Source organism: Arthrobacter sp. zg-Y20, assembly GCF_030142075.1.
GTDB lineage: Bacteria > Actinomycetota > Actinomycetes > Actinomycetales > Micrococcaceae > Arthrobacter_B.
In genome coordinates this window covers 1,586,334-1,607,350 of the sequence record NZ_CP126241.1, presented here as the reverse complement: position 1 = coordinate 1,607,350, position 21,017 = coordinate 1,586,334, and the positions used below count along the sequence as shown (strand labels likewise).

Annotated in this window: 17 protein-coding genes; 12 read left to right on the top strand and 5 right to left on the bottom strand. The window is 66.3% G+C overall.

Annotated elements, in window-relative coordinates:
- Positions 1–147 precede the first annotated feature (147 nt).
- Both QNO06_RS07650 and QNO06_RS07645 read left to right on the top strand, forming a co-directional pair.
- Entirely contained in the window at positions 148–1,887 is a 1,740-nt protein-coding gene (locus QNO06_RS07650; RefSeq protein WP_227910962.1) for a 3-ketosteroid-delta-1-dehydrogenase, read from the top strand.
- A 200-nt stretch (positions 1,888–2,087) separates the two neighbouring features.
- Positions 2,088–4,118 (top strand): glycosyltransferase, encoded by a 2,031-nt coding sequence (locus tag QNO06_RS07645; RefSeq protein ID WP_227910961.1) that lies wholly within the window; start codon positions 2,088–2,090, stop codon positions 4,116–4,118.
- A 16-nt stretch (positions 4,119–4,134) separates the two neighbouring features.
- Here the strand turns inward: QNO06_RS07645 and uvrA are convergent, their stop codons facing one another.
- Positions 4,135–6,660: an excinuclease ABC subunit UvrA gene (gene uvrA, locus QNO06_RS07640; protein WP_227910960.1), complete on the bottom strand. Its 2,526-nt coding sequence runs from the start codon at positions 6,658–6,660 to the stop codon at positions 4,135–4,137.
- A 320-nt stretch (positions 6,661–6,980) separates the two neighbouring features.
- Here uvrA and QNO06_RS07635 point away from each other — a divergent pair, with 320 nt between their 5' ends.
- The 3 genes from QNO06_RS07635 to QNO06_RS07625 all read left to right on the top strand — a co-directional run bounded on the left by QNO06_RS07635 (position 6,981) and on the right by QNO06_RS07625 (position 10,517).
- Complete coding sequence (locus QNO06_RS07635; protein WP_227910959.1) at positions 6,981–7,358, top strand: SHOCT domain-containing protein; 378 nt, start codon at positions 6,981–6,983, stop codon at positions 7,356–7,358.
- 57 nt (positions 7,359–7,415) lie between these two features.
- A complete protein-coding gene (locus QNO06_RS07630; RefSeq protein WP_227910958.1) occupies positions 7,416–10,007 on the top strand; it encodes a helix-turn-helix transcriptional regulator in 2,592 nt (863 codons plus the stop codon).
- Positions 10,008–10,106: 99 nt separating this feature from the next.
- Positions 10,107–10,517: a hypothetical protein gene (locus QNO06_RS07625; RefSeq protein ID WP_284163011.1), complete on the top strand. Its 411-nt coding sequence runs from the start codon at positions 10,107–10,109 to the stop codon at positions 10,515–10,517.
- A gap of 21 nt (positions 10,518–10,538) precedes the next feature.
- Here QNO06_RS07625 and QNO06_RS07620 read toward each other — a convergent pair whose 3' ends face one another.
- Positions 10,539–11,915 carry an MFS transporter gene (locus tag QNO06_RS07620; protein WP_227910956.1) on the bottom strand — a complete coding sequence of 459 codons (1,377 nt, stop codon included), beginning with the start codon at positions 11,913–11,915 and terminating at the stop codon, positions 10,539–10,541.
- Positions 11,916–12,081: 166 nt separating this feature from the next.
- Here QNO06_RS07620 and QNO06_RS07615 point away from each other — a divergent pair, with 166 nt between their 5' ends.
- Positions 12,082–12,441, top strand: coding sequence for a hypothetical protein (locus QNO06_RS07615; protein WP_227910955.1), 360 nt, complete (start codon positions 12,082–12,084; stop codon positions 12,439–12,441).
- Between the two features lie 30 nt (positions 12,442–12,471).
- Here the strand turns inward: QNO06_RS07615 and QNO06_RS07610 are convergent, their stop codons facing one another.
- Complete coding sequence (locus QNO06_RS07610; protein WP_227910954.1) at positions 12,472–13,407, bottom strand: alpha/beta hydrolase fold domain-containing protein; 936 nt, start codon at positions 13,405–13,407, stop codon at positions 12,472–12,474.
- 186 nt (positions 13,408–13,593) lie between these two features.
- Here QNO06_RS07610 and QNO06_RS07605 point away from each other — a divergent pair, with 186 nt between their 5' ends.
- Entirely contained in the window at positions 13,594–14,835 is a 1,242-nt protein-coding gene (locus tag QNO06_RS07605) for a thiolase family protein (protein WP_227910953.1), read from the top strand.
- Positions 14,835–16,964 carry a 3-hydroxyacyl-CoA dehydrogenase NAD-binding domain-containing protein gene (locus QNO06_RS07600; RefSeq protein ID WP_227910952.1) on the top strand — a complete coding sequence of 710 codons (2,130 nt, stop codon included), beginning with the start codon at positions 14,835–14,837 and terminating at the stop codon, positions 16,962–16,964. The genes QNO06_RS07605 and QNO06_RS07600 overlap by 1 nt, the downstream gene beginning before the upstream one ends.
- A gap of 173 nt (positions 16,965–17,137) precedes the next feature.
- Here QNO06_RS07600 and QNO06_RS07595 read toward each other — a convergent pair whose 3' ends face one another.
- The gene (locus tag QNO06_RS07595; protein ID WP_227910951.1) at positions 17,138–18,055 is read right to left on the bottom strand and encodes an SDR family NAD(P)-dependent oxidoreductase; all 918 of its coding nucleotides are present in this window, start codon (positions 18,053–18,055) and stop codon (positions 17,138–17,140) included.
- A 100-nt stretch (positions 18,056–18,155) separates the two neighbouring features.
- Between QNO06_RS07595 and QNO06_RS07590 the strand changes: the two genes are divergently transcribed.
- The 4 genes from QNO06_RS07590 to QNO06_RS07575 all read left to right on the top strand — a co-directional run bounded on the left by QNO06_RS07590 (position 18,156) and on the right by QNO06_RS07575 (position 19,871).
- Complete coding sequence (locus QNO06_RS07590) at positions 18,156–18,821, top strand: TetR/AcrR family transcriptional regulator (RefSeq protein ID WP_227910950.1); 666 nt, start codon at positions 18,156–18,158, stop codon at positions 18,819–18,821.
- 74 nt (positions 18,822–18,895) lie between these two features.
- Positions 18,896–19,090: a hypothetical protein gene (locus QNO06_RS07585; protein ID WP_227910949.1), complete on the top strand. Its 195-nt coding sequence runs from the start codon at positions 18,896–18,898 to the stop codon at positions 19,088–19,090.
- Between the two features lie 33 nt (positions 19,091–19,123).
- The gene (locus tag QNO06_RS07580) at positions 19,124–19,411 is read left to right on the top strand and encodes a DUF4287 domain-containing protein (protein ID WP_227910948.1); all 288 of its coding nucleotides are present in this window, start codon (positions 19,124–19,126) and stop codon (positions 19,409–19,411) included.
- Positions 19,412–19,472: 61 nt separating this feature from the next.
- The gene (locus tag QNO06_RS07575) at positions 19,473–19,871 is read left to right on the top strand and encodes a hypothetical protein (protein ID WP_227910947.1); all 399 of its coding nucleotides are present in this window, start codon (positions 19,473–19,475) and stop codon (positions 19,869–19,871) included.
- A 163-nt stretch (positions 19,872–20,034) separates the two neighbouring features.
- On the opposite strand, the gene QNO06_RS07570 is transcribed toward QNO06_RS07575, so the two are convergent.
- On the bottom strand, positions 20,035–21,012 hold the full coding sequence (locus QNO06_RS07570; protein WP_227910946.1) for an aldo/keto reductase: 978 nt from the start codon (positions 21,010–21,012) through the stop codon (positions 20,035–20,037).
- Between the last annotated feature and the right edge of the window lie 5 nt (positions 21,013–21,017).

Sequence of the window (21,017 nt, the reverse complement as noted above, 5' to 3'; positions counted from 1 at the left end):
TATGCCCGGCACGCAGGGACGGAAATGGCACCGGCCCACGTTCCGCGCTAGGGTGCAGAAACCGCTCAGCACAAAGCGTTATCCGGCAACGGATGGGGAACCACTCCCCCGGTGCCGGATAACGCTTGCCCGTCAAAGGAGACTGCAATGCCCAAATCCGCACCCGTCCGCACCGCAACGGCACAGGACACCACGGTGGACCTGCTGGTGATCGGCTCCGGCACCGGTATGGCCGCTGCACTGGCCGCCGCCGAACTGGGGTCCTCCGTCCTGATCGCAGAGAAGACCGCCTACGTGGGCGGCTCGACGGCACGGTCCGGCGGTGCGTTCTGGATTCCGGACAACCCGATCCTGCGCGAAGCCGGTGCCCCCGATTCCCCCGCCCGCGCGGCCGCCTATGTGGACGCCGTCGTCGGCGACACCTCCCCGCGGGAACGCTGGCAGTCTTTCCTCGACAACGGCACGGACACCGTGGACATGCTGCGCCGGACCACCCCCATGCGCTTTATGTGGGACAAGGAGTACTCCGACTACCAGCCCGAGCAGCCGGGCGGCTCCGCCATCGGCCGCAGCTGTGAATGTATTCCCTTCGACGCCAACCGGCTGGGGACCGAACGCGCCCGGCTCCGCGGCGGCACCATGGAGGCACCCCTGCCCATGCCCATCACGGGCAAGGACTACCGCTGGCTGAACCTGCTCGCCAAGGTCCCGGCCAAGGGCTTCCCGACCGCAGTGAGGCGAGCGGTGCAGGGAATCGGCGGACTGGCACTGAAACGGGACTATGTCGCCGGCGGGCAGGCCCTCGCTGCCGGGCTGTTTGCCGGAGTGCTGAAGGCGGGCATCCCGGTCTGGACGGAAACATCCCTGGTTCGGCTGATTTCCGACGGCGGCCGGGTCACCGGTGCCGTCCTGGAGCAGGACGGCACGGAGGTGACGGTGACGGCACGCCAGGGCGTGGTGCTCGCCGCCGGCGGCTTTGACCACGACATGGCCCTGCGGCACAAGCACCAGTCCCCAGCCCTTGAAGGGTGGAGCTTCGGCGCCGAAGGCAATACCGGTGACGCCATCAAGGCCGGTGTGGACGCCGGCGCCGGCACCGCACTCCTGGACCAGGCCTGGTGGTTCCCCGCCGTCGCGCCGCTGCCCGGGGCCGCACCGTCGGTGATGCTGGCGGAGCGTTCCCTGCCGGGCTCGTTTATTGTGGACGACGCCGGCAAGCGGTTCGTGAACGAGGCGGAGAACTACATGTCCTTCGGCCAGCATGTGCTGGAGCGGGAGAAGCAGGGCGACCCGGTGGGCACCATGTGGATGATCTTTGACCAGGAATACCGCAACAGCTATCTGCTGGCCGGCGCGCTGTACCCCCGCTCGCCGCTGCCCGCAGCATGGTACGAGGCGGGCATCGCCGCGAAGGCCGGCAGCCTGGCCGAGCTCGCCCGGAGCATCGGGGTGCCCGAAGACACGTTCACGGCCACGGCGGCCCGCTTCAATGAAGTCGCCGCAGCCGGCGTGGACGAGGACTTCCACCGCGGCTCCAGCGCCTACGACCGCTACTACGGCGACCCGACCATCCGGCCCAACCCGAACCTGCGCCCCCTGAGCGGCAAGACCTTTTACGCCGTCAAGATGGTGCTCTCGGATCTGGGTACCTGCGGCGGCCTGACCGCGGATGCCCGCGGGCGGGTCCTGCGCGAGGACGGCACCGTGTTGGAGGGGCTGTACGCCATCGGCAACACGGCAGCGAACGTCTTCGGCAAGAGCTACCCCGGGGCAGGCGCCACCATCGGCCAAGGCCTGGTGTACGGCTACATTGCGGCACGGGACGCCGCCGGCAAGGGCGCCCCGGCTGCCGCTGCCGGCTCGGCGGAGCGGCCCGCCGGACACTAACCAGTCATTTCCCGCGCCGCCGCCAGATAAGGCGCCGTCCGGCTTGCGTCCCAGCCGGACGGCGCCGGCGGCGGTGCACGGCCGGCCCGCTTCCGGCGATTTCTCTTGTCCACAGCATGCCCCCGGTCTAATGTCACCAGCCTGAAAGCAAGCGGAAAAGCGGCAGGTCTCCGCTTTGGGCCGAACGGGCGGAGCGATCAATGAGCAAGGGCACGCTCGACGAGCTTGGCGGGCAGGTACCGCAGAACGGGCAGGCACCCCGGAACGGACCCGCACCCCAGGACGAGCATGCGCCGGCCGGCAACGGCGTGCCGCTTCGGGTCCTGCAGCGGGTTGTCCTGCCTCTGGACAACGAGCTCGAGACCCTGCCTTTGTACATCGACCGGGATACGGGCCCCGGCGCGCCGGCCGTTGCAGCAGGAAACTCCGAGCAGGCGGGCACAGGCGGCGGGTTCCGTCCAGACGACATCCTCAGCCGCTCCTCGGCCCGCGTCCGGCCCGGGTTGCGGGTCTCCTTCGGCTCCTACTTCAACGGCTTCCCGGGCGGTTACTGGAGGCGGTGGACAACGGTTGAAACCGTGCTCCTGCGGGTCCGGACCACTGGGTCCGGCTCCGTGATGGTCTACCGGTCCACTGCCCTGGGCTCTGCCCAACGGGTGGCAGTCCGTAAGGTCTCAGCCAACGGTGAAGCCATTTTCAGGCTTCCGCTTGCCGCCTTTGGTGACGGTGGGTGGTATTGGTTCGACCTGCTGTCCGGGTCCGGCGGCATGACCCTGGCGTCGGCGGACTGGTGCACCGAGAACGCAGCCCCTGCACGGAAGGCGACACTCGGCATCACGACCTTCAACCGCCCTGACTACTGCTTGGCAACCATGTCCGCCATCGCCGGTGATCCGGGCATCAGGCCGATCCTCCATGAGCTGGTGGTGGTGGACCAAGGCAGCCGCAAGGTCCAGGACGAGGCAGGCTATGAAGCAGTGGCTGCTTCGCTCGGTCAGCAGCTTCGTGTTGTGAACCAAGACAATTTGGGCGGCTCCGGCGGTTTCGCCAGGATTATGAGCGAGACCGTACGCTCACCCGAGTCGGCCTACGCACTGCTCCTGGACGACGACATCGTGCTTGAACCGGAAGGAGTGCTTCGTGCCGTGGCCTTCGCGGATCTATGCCGCAGCCCGGCCATTATCGGCGGGCATATGTTTGATATGTACAACAAGTCCGTCCTTAACGCCTTCGCGGAAATGGTGAATCCGTACCGGTTCTTCTGGGGCCCGGAAAAGGGCCTGGCGGCGCACGACTTCGCGGTCTCCGGTTTGCGTTCCTCCAGTGCGCTGCACCGCCGGTGGGACGCCGACTACAACGGCTGGTGGATGTGCCTGATCCCATCGGAAGTCATCCGTGCCGCCGGGTTGCCCCTGCCTGTCTTCATCAAGTGGGACGACGCCGAGTATTCGCTGCGGGCCCGCGACCTCGGCTTCCCCACCGTGTCTTTGCCGGGCGCTGCGGTATGGCACGTCCCCTGGGCGGACAAGGACGACGCCGTCGACTGGCAGGCATACTTCCACGAACGCAACCGGCTCATTGCGGCGCTCCTGCACTCGCCCTACCCACGGGGCGGGCGGATCCTGCGCGAAAGCCTCGATACCGACTTCCGCCACCTCTTCTCCATGCAGTATTACCCGGCAGCCTTGCGCCTCATGGCCCTGCGGGACGTTCTGAACGGTCCGGCCGGGCTGCACGAGTCCCTTCCGACAATGCTTCCCAAGCTGCTGGCCCTGCGGCACGGATATTCCGATGCCCTCATCAACGCAAAGCCCGGCACCCTTCCCTTCAAGCGGGCAGGACTGAAGCTGCCCAAACCGGTGCGGAAGATGCGTGGCAGCTATCCTCCCCGGTGGGGACCGTGGACCCTGAAGGCGGTGGCGAAGCAGACCGTGCAGCCGTCCCGGACCCAACCTGCACGGGAAGCAGCAGTCAGCCACGACGACAGCAAGTGGTGGGTCCTGTCCCAGCTGGACGGAGCCGTCGTCACCAACGCCGAGGGCACGGGGGCCGCCCGCTACCGGCGTGATCCACGCCAGGTCCGCAGGATGCTCGCCGAAACGACGGCCCTCAAGCTCCAGCTGTACCGCGAATGGGCACGGTTGCGCTCCGCCTACCGTGCAGCGTTGCCGGACGTCACTTCGTTGGAGTCATGGGAGCGGACCTTCACGGCCAGCACCCGCGGGGACTGAGGCGTACTGCGGCCGGCTAGCCCAGCGTTTGGAGCGCCGCCGCCAGATAAGGCGCCGTCCGGCTTGCCTCGCAACCGGCGACGTCGGCGGCGGTGCCGGCGCACATGATCCGGCCGCCCTCTTCGCCGCCCGAAGGACCCATGTCGATCACCCAGTCGGCGGAAGCCACCACGTTCATCGAGTGTTCCACCACCACCACGGTGTTGCCCGCATCGACGAGACGGTTCAGCTGGCGCAGCAGCAGTTGGACGTCCTGCGGGTGCAGGCCGGTGGTGGGCTCATCCAGCAGGTAGAGCGTGTGTCCGCGGCGGGCACGCTGGAGTTCGGTGGCGAGCTTGATCCGCTGCGCTTCGCCGCCCGAGAGCTCGGTGGCGGGCTGGCCCAGGCGCAGGTAACCGAGCCCGACATCGAGCAGGGTCTGCAGGCTGCGGGAGGCAGCCGGCACGTCGGAGAGGAACTCCGCAGCGGACTCCACCCGCATATCCAGCACGTCCGCAATGGACATGCCCCGGTACGTTACCTCAAGGGTTTCCTTGTTGTAGCGGGCGCCGTGGCAGACGGGGCACGGTCCGTAGGTGCCGGGCAGGAACAGCAGTTCGACGGCGAGGAAGCCTTCACCCTGGCACGTCTCGCAGCGGCCCCCGGCCACGTTGAAGGAGAACCGGCCGGCGGTGTAGCCGCGCGAGCGGGCTTCGTCGGTTGAGGCGTAGAGCTTCCGCACGGCGTCGAACAGGCCCGTATAGGTGGCCAGGTTGGAGCGCGGAGTCCGGCCGATGGGCCGCTGGTCCACCCGGACCAGCCGGTCCAGGTGTTCCAACCCTGCGATGGACCGCACCTGCACGCCGGGATCGTCGTCCTCGGTGTCTTCCGTGTCGTCGGCCTCCGGAGCCGCTCCGTTGACCTGCCGGCCCACTGTTTCGGCCAGCACCTGGCTGACCAGGGTGGACTTGCCGGAACCGGAAACGCCGGTGACTGCGGTGAGTACGCCCAGCGGGATGTCCGCGTCCAGGCCGTGCAGGTTGTGCCGGGTGATGCCTTTCAGCGTCAGCCACTCATCGGGTGTGCGGCGGGCCGGCGGTGCGGTCTGCGCTTCGCCGAACAGGAACGGACGCGTGGCGCTTTCCTCTACCTCCGCCAGTCCGTCAACCGGGCCGCTGTAGAGCACGGTGCCGCCGCCGTCGCCGGCCTGCGGGCCGACGTCGACAATCCACTCCGCACTGCGGACCACGTCCATGTTGTGCTCAACAACGAACACCGAGTTGCCGGCATCCTTCAGTTCCTGCAGCACGGTCAGCAGCGGCTCGGCGTCGGCCGGGTGCAGGCCGGCCGAAGGCTCGTCCAGCACGTAGATCACCCCGAACAGGCCGGAGCGCAGCTGGGTGGCGATGCGCAGGCGCTGCATCTCCCCCGGCGAGAGGGTGGGGGTGGCGCGCGAGAGGCTGAGGTAGCCCAGGCCAAGGCCGATCAGCACCTCCAGCCGGCCAAGCAGGTCGCGGGTGATGGTCACCGCCACTTCGGTGTCTTCATTGGAGGCCGCTGCGCGGGAGGCAGTGCCGGCGGACTTCAGTTCCGCCGTCGGCCGGATGATCTCGGCAAGCTCGGCCAGAGTGGCACCGTTCAGCTGGGCAATGTTGCGGCCGGCGAAGGTGACGGCCAGGGCCTCCGGGCGCAGGCCGGCGCCGCCGCAGACCGGACAGGGGCCCGAAACCATGTAGGCGAGAACACGTTCACGCATCTGTGCGCTGCCCGAATCAGCCAGCGTGTGCATAACGTAACTCTTCGCGCTCCAGAACCGGCCCTTGTACGGTTTGGCCACCCGGTCACGCTGCGGGGTGATCATCACGACGGGCTGTTCCTCGGTGAACAGGATCCAGTCGCGGTCCTTCTTGGACATTTTCTGCCAGGGCACGTCGACGTCGTAGCCCAGCTGAATGAGGATGTCCCGCAGGTTCTTGCCCTGCCAGGCCCCCGGCCAGGCAGCAATGGCGCCTTCGCGGATGGTCAGCGACGGGTCCGGCACCAGCGAATCCTCGGTGACGGTATGGGCGATGCCCAGCCCGGAGCACTCCCGGCAGGCGCCCGCGGCCGTGTTGGGCGAGAAGGCATCAGAGTCCAGGCTGCCCGGCTCGGCGTTTGCCGGATAGGTTCCGCCGCGGGAGAAGAGCATGCGCATGGAGTTCGACAGCGTGGTCAGGGTGCCCACGGTGGAGCGGGAACTGGGGGCGCCGCGGCGCTGCTGGAGGGCGACGGCGGGCGGGAGCCCGGTGATTTCCTCCACCTTGGGGGTGTGCCCCTGGGACAGCAGCCGGCGGGCATACGGAGCCACTGATTCGAAGTAGCGCTTCTGCGCCTCGGCGTAGATCGTACCGAAAGCCAGGGAGGATTTGCCCGAACCGGAGACGCCGGTGAAGGCGACAATCGCGTCGCGGGGAATGTCGACGTCGACGTTGCGCAGGTTGTTTTCCTGCGCGCCGCGCACGCGGACCATCCCGGCTGTGCTGGATGTGGGGGCATTCTTCGGGGAAGTTTTCGCGGTACTCATCAATATCAGGTTAGCGAGGCACCGGTTGCTGAACGAAATACTAAGCATGCTTTCCGCCCAGAGCGTTAGTGTCCGGCGCCCCCGCAGCGACCCCGCGTGGCCGCGCTGTGACCGGTCCACTGAGCGCCACCTGCGCACCGACTCGACCCTGTCACCTGCATCGGGTGAAGTATGCCTCCGGCTGCGAACAGCTAGAGGCAACCCCTTCTGCCGGACTGCACCCGCCTGAAAATGAAGTATCGGCGCTGCGGTTGGGTACCAGCCGGTGACCCGCTGGACGGCGTCGCCCCTGCGGGGGACTTCCCTAAGGAGATAGAGCCATGAGTTTCTGGGAGCTGATCTGGACCGTAGTCGTGTCCTTCCTCTTCGTTGCGTACCTGATCCTGTTGTTCCAGATCCTGAACGACCTGTTCAGGGACACGGAACTGGGCGGATTCGCCAAGGCCGTATGGATTTTCTTCCTGTTCGTTACGCCCCTGATCAGCGCCTTGGTCTATGTGATCGCCAGGGGCAACGGCATGGCCCGGCGCAGCCAGGAGCGCTCCGAACGGATTGCGGAAGAGACGGAAAACTACGTCCGACGGGTGGCCGGCAGGCCTACTCCTGCCGAGCAGATCGAGTCCGCACGTACCCTGCTCGCCCAGGGGGAAATCACTGACGCCGAGTATGACCGCCTCAAGTCAATGGCGCTGGCCTAGCGCAGCAATTTGGTCCCAGGCGGTGCAACCGGTTGATGCAGACCTAGAATGGACAGCGTGAACCGCTACGGCGGCGGCGGAGCCCCGAGGGAGTCCCCCGAAGCTCCGCTGCCGGTCCTCGTTGAGCGTCCCCGGTTGACGGCGCGGCTGGATGGGGCCCCTGGATCGGTCCTCCTGACCGCACCAGCGGGGTTCGGAAAAACCACGCTTGTTCAGCAGTGGACAAACGCGTCCGGGCCCGTTCCCATCTGGCTCAACGGTTCGAACCCCCGCCAGCGCGGCGCGGTGTGGCCCACTCTCCTGGCCGGGCTGGAGGCCGCTTCGGTCCTGTCGGCGGAGGTGCTGCACCGGTTGAGCGGAACCGAGGACGCGCCCGGGCCTGCATTCAGCATGCTGCAGGCGGCTCTTAATGCCACTCCGGTGCGCCTGATCTTCGACGACATTGACGTGTTCAGCGCTGCGGAACGCAACCGTTGGTTTCCCGGACTCCTGAACCAGTCGGCTTCCCCCGTCCACATCATTGCCACCACCCGGGACAGATCCGCAGTGGACGCAGGGCAGGCCCGCCTGTCGAGCCGGCTTCTGGACATCACCGCCTGCGATCTGGCCTTCACTCCGGTGGAAACCGCGGAGCTGGCCGCCCGGCTGGCTCCCGGGCTTGGCACACGATCCCTAAACCGGATCCAGCGGCACAACGGAGGCTGGCCGGCTTGTACGGTCCTGACGCTGCGTTCCCTGCACAGCCTTACGGGAATGCCTTCCCCGCCCGAGGGGATGCAGGCCCTCACCGAGTATTTGGACCGGGACGTGCTGCCCACGCTGAGCGCTGCCGAAGTGCACCTGCTCACCAGTATCTGCGTCTGCCCGGAGGCCGACGGCGCGCAAGCGGCAGCCCTGTCCGGCCGGGCCGATGCCGGCACCATCCTTGCCCGGCTCACCGACCGGGGATTAGTGGAGCCGTCCGGCACGTACGGCAACCGCATCCTTCCCATCGTCAGGGAGTATTTCCTCGCCACCCTCGCCCGGACCGACCCCGCCACGCTCCGCCACCTGCACGGCCTGGCTGCGGACTGGCATGGAGCAGTGGGCGATCCAGCCGCTACCCTCCGGCATGCGGCAGCCTCCCGGGATGCCGGGCTCGTGGCGTCAACCCTCGCAAAGCACGGGGTCACCCAAGTCAGTTCCGGACAGGCCGGCGCGGTCCTCCGCGCCCTCACACAGCTGCCGGAAACAAGCCTGGTCGCCAGCCCGAGACTCTCCCTCGTCGCGGCGCTGGCCCACCTCGAGGCACTCGAACCGGTGACCGCCGCACGTTATGCCGCAGCGGCAGAGCGGACGTGGCCTGCTGCGCCCGAGCGTGAACTACGGGAGCTGCGCGCGCTGGTGGACGCGGAACTGATGTGGTTTGTCCCCGAACGGGCAGCGTCCGGGCGCCGATGGGCGGACACCGCGGGTCTGTCCCGCCTCTCAGCGGAACCCTGCATCCGTATCGAAGCGAAAATTCTAACGTCCGCAGCGGAGGCCGCCGCAGGGGATTTCGCTGCTGCGGACAACGCCGCTGCGGATGCGTTCGCCGAGGCAGCGGATACGGGGAACACCTACCTTGCCGGCAAGATTCTTGTTGAACAGGCGTTCAGCGCGGCACTTCAGGGCCGGATGCGCGACGCCGCCCGCCTTCTCGCCCGCGCCGGGAACAGCACTCCCGACCGTCCGTGGCAGGATGTGCCAAACCGATCGGCGGCCCATTTGGTCCAAGCGATCCGGTCCCTGCTCCGGCTGGAGCCGGCCCCTGCCCGGGATCTGAGCGCGGCCACTCGGGCGAACCTGGGCCAGCTGGAGTCCACCTCCAGCGGCATCGGTGCCACACTGCGCTCGGCCACGGCCATCCTGGACGCCTGCGTACTCCACGACTTGGGTGGAGGCTACCGTGCCCTGAACGACCTGCGCCGGGCTCGCAACCAGCTGAACCCGGACATCCCGTTCGGAAAGCCCCTCAGCGCGTTGGCGGTCGTGACGGAACATGCAGCTGCACTGGCCGTCGGGAACACCATGCGCGCTAAGGAAGTGGTGGGATGGGCACACGAGCGGCTTCCGGGAACAGGCGAACTGTGCCTTCTTCGTGCAACAGGTCCCGCCGGGATCAGCAGGTTCGATGCCGCCGCCCAACGGATCCAGCCGCTCCGTGACGGAACCGCCGTCCCTGTTCTCGCGTGGACCGGGATCGAGGCGTCCATTCTGGAGTGCTCCATTGCCGTACGGACCGGCCGGCGGCCGCTGGCCGTTGAACATCTGGTCCATGCCCTGCATCAGGCGGACGAATTGGACGTCCTCCGCCCGTTTGCCACGGCGCCTGCGGAGGTAGCCGGCCTTCTGGCCGAGCGCGCCGGATCCTGCGGCGCAGAGGAAGAAACGGCAGAACGGGTGCTTGCCCTTCGTCCGGCAACGGCGCGCCCGGTGCCCTTCAGTCCGCGCCAGCAGGAGATCCTCTCGTTGCTCCCTTCCCACCTGTCCCTGGGCCAGATCGCCTCGGAACTGCAGCTTTCGGTCAACACAGTAAAAACCCACGTCCGCGTCATTTACTCCAAGCTGGGCGCCACCTCGCGGCACGATGCCGTTACTGCCGCGTACCAGCGCGGGCAGCTGCCCTAGGGGCCAACACTCACCCCATGTGGGTGATAGCCGCGGCTCCGCACAGCCCTAGCCTGATTCCGTTGGCGCAGTCTATTTCCCATAGGGCGGGCGAGTACCGTGAAAAACATCCTGATCACCGTCGGCGTCCAAGTCCTGGCGGCCTGCACCGGGCTCCTCCTGAGCCTTTGGTGGGTTCCGGGCTTCGATATCCAAACCCCAGGCTTCATTGTGGCCGTCCTGGTTGTTGTTCTCGCCCAGGCGGCGTTTACACCGCTTGCCGCCCGGGCGGCACGGCGTTATGCACCCGCCTTCATGGGTGGAACCGGACTCATCGCCGCCCTTTTGGCCCTGGTAATCGCGGGCCTGTTCCCGGGCGGGGTCAGCGTCAGCGGCCTGGCTGACTGGGTCCTTTCCGCCCTCATCCTCTGGGTGACCAGTGCCGCGGGTTCGGTGGTGGCCCATCAGCTTGCAGCCCGGAATGACACTGGCCGTGCCACCCCGAGGGGTGGCACGGCCAGTGTCAGCTAGTGAGCCGGCTGACGTTCTGCGCTACTGCAGCGCTTTGGCGCGGCGGGCACGCATGGCGTCCTCGTCGCGGCCCACGGAGTACATGAACGCGATGGCAAGCAGCACACACACCAGGATCAGCATGAAGGTGACATCCCAGCCGAAGTGGTCCACGGACAGGCCGATGCCGGTGGAGGCCAGCGTGGCACCCAGCACATAGCCGAAGAGGCCGGTGAAACCGGCTGCCGTACCCGCTACCCGGCGGGGGCTGAGGTCCAGGGCCTGCAGGCCGATCAGCATGACGGGCCCGTAGATCAGGCCGCCGATAACCACCAGTGCGCCGTAGGAAATCCACAGCGGCCATTCCACCGGCGAAAGCCAGTAGACCATTACGGCCAGGAATACGCCGATCAGGAAGGTGATGCCCGCCGGCGAACGGCGGCCGCGGAACATTTTGTCACTGATGTAACCGCACAGCAGGGTGCCCGGGATACCTGCCAGCTCGAACAGGGAGAATCCGGCAATGCCTTCGCCCAGGCTCGCCCCGCGCACGTCCGCCAGGTACACCGGTGCCCACACGAGGACGCCATAGCGCAGGGTGTACACAAACACATTGGCCAGGGCCAGCTTGACCATGGTGGCGTTCGTCAGGACATAGCGGCGGACGGTTTCCCAGGTGCTGGCGGTTTCATCCGCTGCATCCTCTTCAACCGGAGCGGGATCATTGCGGTATTCCTCAATGGGAGGAAGCCCTTCGGATTCCGGTGTATCCCGGAGCAGGAAGAAAGCAATAATGGCAATAACCATGCCGACAATGCCCGGGAACCAGAATGCCGACTGCCAGCCGCCGAACCAGGCCAGGGCTGCCCCGGCCAGGGCGCCGGATCCGGCACCGCCTACGTTATGGGCGATATTCCAGAACGCGGTCTTGGAGCCGCGCTCCGAAGTGGAGAACCAGTGCACGAGGGTCCGCCCACTGGGAGGCCACCCCATTCCCTGGAAGAATCCGTTGAAGATCATTACGACGGCCAAGAAGGCAACGGAAGTGCCCACTGCCGGCACAAAGCCGATAAACAGGTTGGCCAGGGCGGAAAGCGCCAGACCAATGGGGAGGAACAGCCGTGCACTGCTGCGGTCGCTCACAATGGCGCTGAAGAACTTGCTGAGGCCGTAGGCCACGAGCACACCGTTGGTGACTACGCCGAGGCCGAAGGCGCTGAAGCCATGCTCGTCACGCAGAATGGTGGCTACCAGCGGCACATTGTTCCGGACGAGGTAATAACCGGCATAGCCGATGAAGATGCCCATAAACACCTGCAGGCGGAGCCGCGGGTATTTTGCCTTTACTGCCTCATCATCGAGGCGCGGGGCGGGCGGCGGAGCAGCAAGAAAACGGAAGGGTCCTCTCTTTGTCCGCATGGGGGGATTTAGTTGTTGTGTCAATGTCTTCCTTAGCCTAACTAACCACTTAAAGGTGCGGCCAGAACGATACTCCTTTCGCCGTCGATTCCCTATTTACCAGCCGGCTTATTACCCTCGCCCGGAATCCCGCGCGATGCCATACGCCGGGTTTATTGGGGGAAACATGAGCACCAACGAGCAGCAGCCGGACCCGCTGTATCCCGGCCAGCAGTATCCGGGCTACCAGCCCTTCTCCGCTCCCGCCCCCGTGCGGGAAACCGGCAAGCGCGTCGCCAGCATGATCCTCCTGGTCATCGGCTACGTGCTGGGCAGCATTTTGCTGCTTGCCGCGATGGTGACGCTGCCGGAACAAGTGAGCGACGCCGACGTCGAATCCGCCGGGGAAGGCTTTGGATACGTGATCGGCACTTTCGTCGGATTCGGCCTAGTGGTTGGACCACCCATCGTTCTCGTGATCCTTGTGCATCTGTGGCGCCGGCGGATTGTGCGCCGGGAGAACGCACAGGTAAAAACCCTCCCCTAGGACCGCTCGCCCATCCTTCCGCCGGGAACTTCAGCCGCTGACCGCAACCAGTGCCGCACCGTACCGCAGCAGCAGGGCATCACCTGCGGTACGGGCTGCAGGCGACACTGCGTCCAGCGTCAGGAAGCCGTGCAGATGCCCGGAGTGCGGAACATAGTCAACGGCGGTTCCGCCCCGGGCCAGTTCGCGTGCCAGCAACTGTCCCTCATCCCGCAGTGGATCGTGTTCTGCGGTGGCCAGCAGCGTCCGCACCGGCAGGTGCTGCCCCCTGGCCAGATCCGCACGGAGAAGATGCACTGGGCTGAACTCCGCCAGCCGTTCCGCTGCCGGCACCCACTGCTTGATGTAGAACGCCAGGTCCCGCACCGAAAGACCCCACCCTTCACCCTTTGTCCGGCCTCCGGGCAGGCTCAGGGTCAGGTCTGCATTCGGGTAGGCCAGCAGCAGCAGGCGGGGTTCGGCCGCGGTACCGGCCAAGCTGCGGGCTGCGAGGAACGCAATAAGCCCGCCGGCGCTGTCACCGGCCAGTCCGGCACCGGGCAGCAGCGGCCCCAGCGCCGGCGGACGGTCCGCCGCCCAGCGCAGGGCCCGGACGACGTCGTCCACCCCCGCGGGAGCGGGATGCTCCGGCGCCAGCCGGTAATCCACTGCCAGGACGGCGGTGCCGGCCAGTAGCGAAAGCCGCCGGCACAGCCGGTCATGGGACTCCAGCCCTCCGAAGACGAATCCTCCGCCGTGCACAAAAACCGTCAGCGGCAGTGCTGAACCGTGAGGACGGTACAACCGGGCGGCCAGCGGTACGGTTCCGGGGATCATCAGATCCCGCACTTCCTGCACCGCCGGACCTGCCGGGCGGCGGCGCGGCACCCGCAGTTGCCTGATCTGTTCCGGCGATGGCTCCGAACTGCCGCCTGAGCGGACTACCGCCAGCCATGCTGCCAGTTCGGCGTCGGCCACGGATTCCATCCGGACAAAGTATCAGCACCGTCCGTACAACGGTTCCTTGGACGGCGGTATGTCGATAGGGTCTGTTGCCGGGGCAGGTGCGCCCCGCACCACCGACAATGCGGGGGTCCCTTGCGGCCTATGTTACTCATGAGTAACATCGAGTCGGACGTTGTTCCGTTTCATATCTCAAAGAGGAGTAAGTACGTGAGCCCACAAAGCCGATCACGGCAGATCAGGGACGTAGTTTTCGTTGACGGAGTGCGGACCCCGTTCGGCAAAGCCGGCGAAAAGGGTATCTACGCCGGCATGCGGGCCGATGACCTGGTGGTCAAGTGCATCCGCGAGCTGATGCGCCGCAACCCTTCCCTCCCTCCGGAACGCGTTGACGAAGTAGCCATCGCGGCCACCACCCAGTCCGGTGACCAGGGCATGACCATCGGCCGCACCGCCGCCCTGCTGGCTGGCCTGCCCCGCACGGTCCCCGGATTCGCCATCGACCGCATGTGCGCCGGCGCCATGACGGCCGTGACCACCACCGCCTCGGGCATCGGCTTCGGCGCCTACGACGTCGTCATCGCCGGCGGCGTGGAGCACATGGGCAACCACCCGATGGGCAAGGACGCCGATCCCAACCCCCGCTTCATGACCGAACGCCTGGTGGACCCGGCAGCCCTGAACATGGGCAACACCGCCGAGAACCTGCACGATAGGTTCCCGCACATCACCAAGGAGCGCACCGACGCGTACGCCGCCGCCAGCCAGGAGAAGCTCGCCAAGGCCTACGCCAACAACGAGATCCAGCCTGACCTGGTGCCCGTTGCCACCAAGAAGCCCGGCACCGGATGGACCCTGAACACCGTGGACGAGCCGCCGCGCCCCGGCACCACGGTTGAGGACCTCGCCCAGCTGCGCACCCCGTTCCGCGCCCACGGCCGGGTCACTGCGGGCAACGCCGCCGGCCTGAACGACGGCGCCACCACCGCGCTGCTCGCCTCCGCCGAAGCCGCCGAGGAACTCGGCCTGGGAGTGAAAATGCGCCTGGTCGGCTACGCCTTCGCCGGCGTCGAACCGGAGGTCATGGGCTACGGCCCGGTGCCTTCCACCGAAAAGGTGCTGAAGCAGACCGGCCTGTCCATTGAGGACATCGGCCTGTTCGAAATCAACGAAGCCTTCGCCATCCAGGTCCTGTCCTTCCTGGACCACTTCGGCATTGCCGACGACGATCCCCGCGTCAACCGCTACGGCGGTGCCATCGCCGTCGGGCACCCGCTGGCCTCGTCAGGCGTGCGCCTGATGAACCAGCTGGCCCGCCAGTTCGAGGAAGACCCCAGTGTCCGCTACGGCATGACCACCATGTGCATCGGCCTGGGCATGGGCGCCACGGTGATTTGGGAAAACCCGAACCACCCCGACTACAACACCGATTCCACGGAGGCCACGAAGTAATGTCTGCTCCCGATTACCAGCGCCTCGCGGGCCTCTTCCCCACCGAGGTTGTTACCCACTCCTACGTCTCGGACATCGCGCTCCCCGGCAATGCCGGCACCTTCGCGCTGATCACCCTGGACAACGACGTCGACCACTCCCGTCCCACCACGCTGGGCCCGAACACCCTGCTGGAGCTCGGCGAAAAGCTGGACGAACTCAAGGTCCGCGCCGACGCCGGCGAAATTGTGGGCGTGGGCGTCACCGGCAAGCCCTTCTACCTGGTGGCCGGCGCCGACCTGTCCGCTGTGAAGTCCATTTCCGACATCGAAGCCGGCTACGCCATGGCCCGCCTGGGCCACGACGTCTACGGCAAGTTGGGCACCCTGGGGGTTCCCAGCTTCGCCTTCATCAACGGTGTGGCCCTGGGCGGCGGCCTGGAGATTGCCCTGCAGTCCGACTACCGCACGGTGTCCACCGGCGCCGGTGCACTGGCCCTGCCGGAAGCCTTCATCGGCCTGGTCCCGGGCTGGGGCGGCGTCTACCTGCTGCCGCGCCTCATCGGCCCCGAGAACGCTGTCAAGGTGATGATCGAGAACCCGCTGAGCAACAACCGCACCCTCGCCGGTCCGGCCGCCTACAAGCTGGGCATCGCCGACGCACTGTTCGAGCCGGCGGACTTCCTCGAGCAGTCCCTGGCCTGGGCCTCCCGCGTAATCAGCGGCGAAGAAAAGGTGGAGCGGCCCAACGCCGTCGAGCCTGCCGACGCCGGCGAAGCGTGGGACGCCGCCGTCGCCAAGGGCCGTGCCTTCGTGGAGGCCAAGACCTCCAACGCCGCACCTGCCCCGGCAAAGGTGCTGGACCTGCTCGAAAAGGGCAAGACCTGGACCCGTGAGGAATCCCGCGAAGCCGAGTGCGACGCCCTGGCCGAACTGATGCAGTCCCCCCAGTTCAGCTCCACCGTGTACGCCTTCCTGGACCTGGTGCAGAAGCGCGGCAAGCGCCCCGCCGGCGCCCCGGACAAGAAGCTCGCCCGCCCGGTCACCAAGGTGGGCGTGGTAGGCGCCGGCCTGATGGCCAGCCAGCTGGCATTGCTCTTCGCCCGCCAACTCAAGGTCCCCGTGGTCATGACGGACATCGACCAGGCACGGGTGGACAAGGGCGTGGGCTACGTGCACGCCGAGGTGGACAAGCTCCTGGCCAAGAAGCGCATCTCCCCCGACGCCGCCAACCGCACCAAGGCCCTGGTTACCGGCTCGGTCTCCAAGGAAGCCTTCTCCGATGCCGACTTCGTCATCGAAGCCGTCTTCGAAGAGCTCTCGGTCAAGAAGCAGGTCTTCGCCGAGGTGGAGGCCGTGGTCTCCCCCGAGTGCATCCTGGCCACCAACACCTCCTCGCTCTCCGTCACCGAAATGGCCGCGGACCTCAAGCACCCGGAGCGTGTGGTGGGCTTCCACTTCTTCAACCCGGTGGCCGTGATGCCGCTGCTGGAAATTGTCCGCGCACCCAAGACCGACGACGCCGTCCTGGCCACCGCCTTTGTGCTGGCCAAGCAGCTCAAGAAGACCGCAGTGCTGGTCAAGGACGCGGCCGCGTTTGTGGTCAACCGCATCCTGGGCCGCATGTTCGGCGAGATCACCAAGGTCTACGACGAGGGCACCGACGCCGCCACAGCAGACAACGCACTGCGTTCCATGGGCCTGCCGATGTCTCCGTTCACCCTGCTCGCCCTGGTGGGCCTGCCGGTGGGCCAGCACGTGCAGGAATCCCTGCACGCTGCCTTCGGCGAGCGTTTCTGGGTCTCCAAGAACCAGCAGAAAATCATCGACGCCGGCATCAAGTCCATTTGGCAGAAGGACGAGAACGGCAACCAGTACATCCCGGAGGAAACCCTGGCCATGCTGGACTTCGGCAACACCCCCTCCACGTCCGAGGAAGTCCTGCGCCGCACGCAGGACGCCCTGGCCGAGGAAATCGGGCTCATGCTCGAAGACGGCGTTGTGGCAGGACCCGAGGACATCGACCTCTGCGTCATCCTCGGTGCCGGCTGGCCGATGCACCTGGGCGGAATTACCCCGTACCTGGACCGCGTCGGTGCGTCCGAGCGGGTTAATGGCAAGAAGTTCCACGAGGCGGCTGTGGCTGCTTAGCCCCTAACGGGCGCCCGCGCCTACCGTCCGCGCCTACCGTCCGCGCCGGGCGGACCGGAACGGCGGCAACGAAAATCCCTGCTCGCAGAGCTCGCAGGGATTATTAAAGCCGCCTAACCCGGTCCGTCCGGCGCTCTCGTTAACAGTCCTGTTGCGGTCGCAGTCAGGTCAGCTCAGGCGAGATGAGGTGAGGCCAGAGGGAAGGTTACCCCCGTGAGTTCCTCCGAGATGGTCCAGAGGCGCTGCTGGACCGCTTGGTCATGGGAGGCAGGGCTGGAGACGACAGGTTTCGGATAGCCGCGGGTCTGTGAGCGGTTGCCGGGACCGTAGTACTGGCCGCCGGTGACCTCCGGATCGGTAGCCGCACGCAGGGTGGGCAGGGCACCCATCTCGGGAGTCTGCGTGAAGTACGGGGCGAGCCAGGTGACGGGCACCCGAAGCGCTGCCGGTGTGTTGCGGGTGAGCTCCGTATTGGAGACGCCCGGATGGGCGGCCACCGCGACGGTGGTACCAAGGGGTTCGAGACGGCGCTGGAGTTCATACGTGAACATCAGGTTTGCCAGCTTGGCCTGGCCGTAGGCGCCGACGCGGCTGTACGAACGCTCCCACTGGAGATCATCGAAGTGGATATCGGCCCGGATGCGGTGCCCGGTGCTGCTGACCGTCACAACGCGCGAGCCGGGAACAGGCAGCAGCCGGTCCAACAGCAGGCCGGTGAGGGCGAAATGCCCGAGGTGGTTGGTGCCGAATTGCAGTTCAAAGCCGTCCGCGGTGGTCCGCTTCGGCGTGTACATCACGCCGGCATTGTTGATCAGCAGGTCTATCCGCGGGTGGTCTGCGCGCAGGGCCGCCGCAGCGGACCGGACCGACTCCAGTGAGCTCAGGTCCAAAGCCTGGACGCTCGCGTCCCCGTTGATGCGGGCAGCCGCCTGCTTGCCCTTGTCGACGTCTCGTACGGCCAGGACCACCGCCGCCCCCCGTTCCGCGAGCATCCGGGCGGTTTCAAAACCCAGCCCGGTGTTGGCTCCGGTCACTATCGCCACGCGTCCGTGCTGATCAGGGATGTGGTTCTCGTTCCAACTGACGTTCATGGGGGCTCCTAAAGTACCGTTGGTCTGTTACGTAGGACGAGCGTAAGCGCCCTGCTTTCCCACGTCAATAGACCGCCGGTCCGTAATGTATGCTGGCCGCGTGACATTCCAGCGGGCGCGCAGCGAAGAGCAGAAAGAGACCCGGCGTCGGGCCATCCTGGACACCGCAGCGGCAATGCTGGACGAGATGCCGGTAGCCGGGGTCAGTCTCAACGAGCTCAGCCGGCGGGTGGGGCTGGCGAAGTCCAACGTCCTGCGCTATTTCGAGTCCCGCGAAGCAGTGCTGCTCGAACTGCTGGATGACTTCCTGGGCACCTGGCTCACCGAGTTGGCACAGGAGCTCCCAATGGGCATCGAGCCCGAAGCGGCACCGGCGGTGCGGGCCGATCAGCTGGCCGAAATCCTCAGCCGGTCCCTGGGGGCACGCCCGGTACTGTGCGACCTGTTCGGGGCGCAGGGCGGCGTCTTGGAGCACAACATTTCGGTTGAGGTGGCCAAGCGGCACAAGCGGGCCTCCCTGGCCAGGCTCGATGCCATGACCGGCATCGTGTGCCGGCACCTGCCAGAGTTGGGGGACGGAGCCCAGCAGTTCTGCCTGATCGCACTGGTTACTGCCGGTGCACTGTCCTCCTACGTCCCGCCTCCCCCCAGCCTCCTTGCCGCCTATGCGGAGGAACCCGCCCTGGGTGTCCTCCACGTAGACCTCACTGACGCCCTAAGGATGGCCCTGTCGTCGGCGCTCCTGGGTGTGCTGCCGCGGGCCTGACATCCTGCAGCGCACCTGGCCGCTTAGCGCCGGCCCTCTGGGCAGGGACGGTCTCCTTCGCTAGCCTTCCGGACGTGAAGGGAACGTCGGAGGAAAACCGCAGGCAAAGCCGGCGCGTGGTAGCGCTGATACTTGCCACGGCAGTTCTTGGCTGGCTGACGGTACTTCTCCCCTGGTCCGCGCCATGGCGCTGGACTCTCGCCGGGATCCTGCTGGCACTCACGGCGGTGATCCTGGTAATACTGGTCCGACTGCAGCGCGCCCGCTAGTTTCGGCGCAAACACGAACAGAGGTAAAAGAGAATGTCCTTTCAGGCTTACCTTGATGCGGTTGAGGACAAGACAGGATTAACGCCCCGCCAACTGGTGGATGCAGCGGCGGCCAAAGGTTTCGGCGAAAGCACCAAGGCCGGGGAAATCCTGGAATGGCTCCAAGCGGACTACGGAATCGGACGCGGCCACGGGATGGCAATTGTCCACGTTATTAAGAACGGTGCCGAAATCGGCACGAAACACGTCGGCACAACGGGAACCCACCGCGACGAATCGGAAACGCTTTGGCTGGACGGCAAGGCCACCAAGCCGGCCTGAGCTTTCCGCCCTGGGAACCCTGCGAACAGCGAGCGGCCAGAGCTGTGCTTGACTATTGCGCATGAGCAGACGCATCGACGCCGGGACATTCCTGACGGTGGGGTTCTTCGCCATGGTGGTGGCCCTTTTTACTACATTCCTGGCGTTTGGGTATGAGTCTGAACTGCGTCCCCGACACAGCGCCTGCTTCTACGGTCAGCAGGTTCCACGCCGCCAGTGGGTCCTGGCTCTTTCCTTGGTACCGCCTGTTACGGCGGCTGCAGCAGCCATACTCTCGCTGGGCTACCGCCCTTGGAATCGGGAAAGGCTGGCCCCGTCCCTGCTGCTCCTTGCGGCGGCAGCCTTGGCGGTCTGGATCAATTGGGCCATTGGCATAGACGCCATCGAACACTCACAGCGCCTCGCCGAAGGCGATCCCGTCTTTCGGATCTGCCCAGAGGACCTGGGCGCTCCCGGCTAGACGACACCATCCACGTAGGCCCGCAGGGTTCGGGCTAGGCGACGCCGTCCACGACGTCCGGAGGGTCCGGGTTAGGCGGCTTTAATAATCCCGGCGAGCTCTGCGAGCAAGGGATTTTCGTTGCCGCCGTTCCGGACCCTCCAGACCCCCGGACGCCCAGACCCTAGAACAAGGCAACCTTCGGCGTCTTCGGGAAGATCCGGTCCAGCTCCTCGAGGTCCTTCTCCGACGGCACCCACGAAACAGCTTCGGCGTTCTGCTGCACCTGCTCCACCTTCGTTGCTCCCGCAATCACGGACGCCACCGACGGCTGCGCAGCGAGCCAGGAGAAGGCCACCTGCACCTCGGTCAGACCGCGCTCGGCGGCGAAACGGCCAAACTCGGCCAGCTGCTCAAAGTCCGCATTCTCCAAGAGGTTGGTCCGGGAGTGGGTGAGCCGGCTGCCTTCCGGAGCCTTGCCGCTGCTGTACTTGCCGGTGAGCAGACCGTTGGCCAGCGGGAAGTAGGGAAGCACGCCCAGCCCGTAGGCTTCGGCGGCGGGGGTCACTTCCAGCTCGGCCCGGCGGTCCAGCAGGTTGTAGTGGTTCTGCGAGGAAATGAACGGCGTGAAGCCACCCATCCGGGCCACAAACTCGGCTTCGGCAATCTGCCAGCCGGCCCGGTTGGAGTGCCCGATGTACCGGACCTTGCCGCTGGTGACGAGGTCATCCAAGGCTGACAGGGTTTCTTCGATGGGCGTGAGCGGGTCCGGGGTGTGGAACTGGTAGAGGTCAATCCAGTCCGTGTTCAGGCGGCGCAGGGAAGCCTCTGCGGCCTTGACGATGTAGCGCCGGGATCCGCGTGCCCCGAAGTCGGCACCGTTGACGCCCTTCATGTCCATACCGAATTTGGTGGCTACCACCACGTCCCCGCGGCGGTTGCCCAACGCTTTCCCGAGCATTTCCTCGCTGAGTCCCGGGGTGCGACCATAGGCGTCGGCAACGTCAAAAAGCGTAATACCGGCGTCGACCGCCGCGTTGATGACGGCGTCCGTGCCCTCCTGCGATTCGGTGGGGGTTCCCGGGCGGCCCAGGTTGTTGCAACCGAGCCCAACTGTGGAGACGGTGAGTCCGGAATTGCCAAGTCTGTTGTAGGAAGTCATAAAAC

Bases quoted from the DNA above. Each gene is read 5' to 3' on its own strand.
- QNO06_RS07580 (WP_227910948.1), top strand. From the start codon at position 19,124: ATGTCCTTTCAGGCTTACCTTGATGCGGTTGAGGACAAGACAGGATTA.
- QNO06_RS07650 (WP_227910962.1), top strand. From the start codon at position 148: ATGCCCAAATCCGCACCCGTCCGCACCGCAACGGCACAGGACACCACG.
- QNO06_RS07600 (WP_227910952.1), top strand. From the start codon at position 14,835: ATGTCTGCTCCCGATTACCAGCGCCTCGCGGGCCTCTTCCCCACCGAG.
- uvrA (WP_227910960.1), bottom strand. From the start codon at position 6,660: ATGAGTACCGCGAAAACTTCCCCGAAGAATGCCCCCACATCCAGCACA.
- QNO06_RS07645 (WP_227910961.1), top strand. From the start codon at position 2,088: ATGAGCAAGGGCACGCTCGACGAGCTTGGCGGGCAGGTACCGCAGAAC.
- QNO06_RS07620 (WP_227910956.1), bottom strand. From the start codon at position 11,915: ATGCGGACAAAGAGAGGACCCTTCCGTTTTCTTGCTGCTCCGCCGCCC.
- QNO06_RS07610 (WP_227910954.1), bottom strand. From the start codon at position 13,407: ATGGAATCCGTGGCCGACGCCGAACTGGCAGCATGGCTGGCGGTAGTC.
- QNO06_RS07615 (WP_227910955.1), top strand. From the start codon at position 12,082: ATGAGCACCAACGAGCAGCAGCCGGACCCGCTGTATCCCGGCCAGCAG.
- QNO06_RS07635 (WP_227910959.1), top strand. From the start codon at position 6,981: ATGAGTTTCTGGGAGCTGATCTGGACCGTAGTCGTGTCCTTCCTCTTC.
- QNO06_RS07570 (WP_227910946.1), bottom strand. From the start codon at position 21,012: ATGACTTCCTACAACAGACTTGGCAATTCCGGACTCACCGTCTCCACA.
- QNO06_RS07575 (WP_227910947.1), top strand. From the start codon at position 19,473: ATGAGCAGACGCATCGACGCCGGGACATTCCTGACGGTGGGGTTCTTC.
- QNO06_RS07595 (WP_227910951.1), bottom strand. From the start codon at position 18,055: ATGAACGTCAGTTGGAACGAGAACCACATCCCTGATCAGCACGGACGC.